A 1,962-nucleotide genomic window follows, 5' to 3' on the forward strand; every position below is an offset into this window, starting at 1 on the left:
GCTACGCATTTCTTCCATAAAATCGCGCATAGTCAGAATCTGTTTAATATTTTCCGCCGTATACACCGTACCACGAGGGTTTAAGACTAACGCGCCTTTATCAACCGCATCAGATGCAAGAGGGATATCAGCAGTAATCACTAAGTCCCCTTTCACTACTTGTTCCACAATGTAGTTATCTGCTTCATCAAAACCCGAACTCACCCGAATCATGCTAACAAAGGGCGAAATAGGCACTTTAATCATTTGATTGGCAACTAACACTAATCGAACCGATTTACGTTCAGACGCCCTAAATAACATCTCTTTAACTGGGTTGGGGCAAGCATCAGCATCAACCCAGATTTTATTGGTTATCACCGCAAAATGCTCCACATCATTAACACTCATTAAGGCGCCAACCGATCGATATTCCAATCTTCATCGGTTTTAGTGTAAATAAATCGGTCGTGTAACCGATGTTCACCGCCTTGCCAAAACTCAATACTGGCTGGTCGCACTAAATATCCACCCCAAAACTTAGGTAATGGAACCTCACCTTGGGCAAATTTAGCTTTCATTTCAGCAAATTTACCTTCTAACGCCTGCCTTGCGCTAATCTTACTCGATTGCTTAGATACCCAGGCAGCGATTTGGCTGTCTTTTGGTCTAGACATAAAATATTTAGCCACATCCAACATCGATAATGGCTCCGCTTCCCCTAATACAGCCACTTGACGTTCTAGTGGATGCCAGGGAAACAGTAAACTGATTTTACTGTTTGTGGCAATCTGTTTTGCTTTGCGGCTTTCTAAATTAGTAAAAAATACAAAACCGTTATCATCAAACTTTTTTAGCAACACAATACGCTGAAATGGCTGGCCATCTTCATCTACCGTAGCGACACACATGGCCGTGGGGTCAGAAAGTTGAGCATCTTTTGCCTGTTGCATCCATTGTTCAAATAGATCCATTGGGTTAACAGGCAAATTAGCTCGTCTTAATCCACCTTGGCTATATTCACGACGAATATCACTTAAATCACTCATATTGGTTCCTCATTAATCCTTGCTGGATCTATTCTACGCTGAGCAGACACAAAAAAGCCAACGTCAACACGTTGGCGAATGTGTTTAATGCCAAAATTGAAACTACTTTTTAATTAAGTCTTTACCATCCGTCCAAACGTGTAGACTTATCAAGCGAGTCGATTGCAACAGCAAGCGCGGTAATATCAGCAGAATCAAAAGAGGGTGTTACTTCAACGACATCCATGCCGACAACATTCAAACCGCGTAAGCAACGAATGACGTCATCGCTTTATAGCTAGTTAACCCTCACAAACAGGCGTACCAGTAACTAGTGCAACAGCAGAGTCTAAACAGTCAATGTCGAATATGACACATAACCAAATGCGTTTTAACAAAGCGAATAATCTGGGTTTTCTGCGATAGTAGTTATAAACTGTCCAAAAGATGGAAACTGCCGATAATTACAATAATGTAGGGCTCAGCACTTCTAAGCAATCTTGCTGATAATGGCTGAAATGTATGTTGAAACCTTGCTCGATAGTCATCGCGCAATGACTTAAACACAAGTAATTTGAAAAGTGCTTATTGATAATTTTACTATTAAAACCAATAATGTCGCAGCTATTAGGCTGCAATAATCTTACCAGCTCAGCAAAAATATCAACCTGAGCTGAGCTGATATCAATGTTCGTTTCAACGCTCACGTAAGAGCTATTTTCTTGTGGTGTAATGTGTATTGTAAAATATTCAGCTCCGCGAATACCGTTGATAGAATAACCCAACGGACTGAATAGATGTTGATCAAAAATAAAACCATTAAATAATTTTTCCAGTTGCAGCATCTGAATAATTTCAATAGTTGATTGCTGATCACTGCATAAATAATCTGCTACCGTACCAGAAATATGATACATCAGCAGTTCATTTGTGGTGTCGAGCTTGCTGGCTTGAT

At 40.3% G+C, this 1,962-nt stretch carries 2 protein-coding genes and 2 pseudogenes; all 4 read right to left on the bottom strand.

Annotated features, from left to right (window positions below):
* Positions 1–390, bottom strand: a 390-nt coding sequence (locus H5202_RS21510; protein WP_182773843.1) for a YaiI/YqxD family protein, incomplete at its 3' end; no start/stop codon positions are given.
* Positions 390–1,028, bottom strand: coding sequence for a pyridoxamine 5'-phosphate oxidase (gene pdxH / locus H5202_RS21515; RefSeq protein ID WP_182773844.1), 639 nt, complete (start codon positions 1,026–1,028; stop codon positions 390–392). The genes pdxH and H5202_RS21510, both read right to left, overlap by 1 nt.
* 102 nt (positions 1,029–1,130) lie before the next feature.
* Positions 1,131–1,375 (bottom strand): annotated as a pseudogene (locus tag H5202_RS24850) (arginase family protein); the annotation flags it as partial.
* Between the two features lie 96 nt (positions 1,376–1,471).
* Positions 1,472–1,962 (bottom strand): annotated as a pseudogene (locus H5202_RS21525) (S-adenosylmethionine decarboxylase proenzyme); the annotation flags it as partial.

Origin of the sequence: Shewanella sp. SG41-4 (assembly GCF_014164505.1) — a bacterium.
Lineage (GTDB): Bacteria > Pseudomonadota > Gammaproteobacteria > Enterobacterales > Shewanellaceae > Shewanella.

Excerpts from the sequence above, each read along its gene's own strand:
- pdxH (WP_182773844.1), bottom strand. The coding sequence starts at position 1,028 with ATGAGTGATTTAAGTGATATTCGTCGTGAATATAGCCAAGGTGGATTA.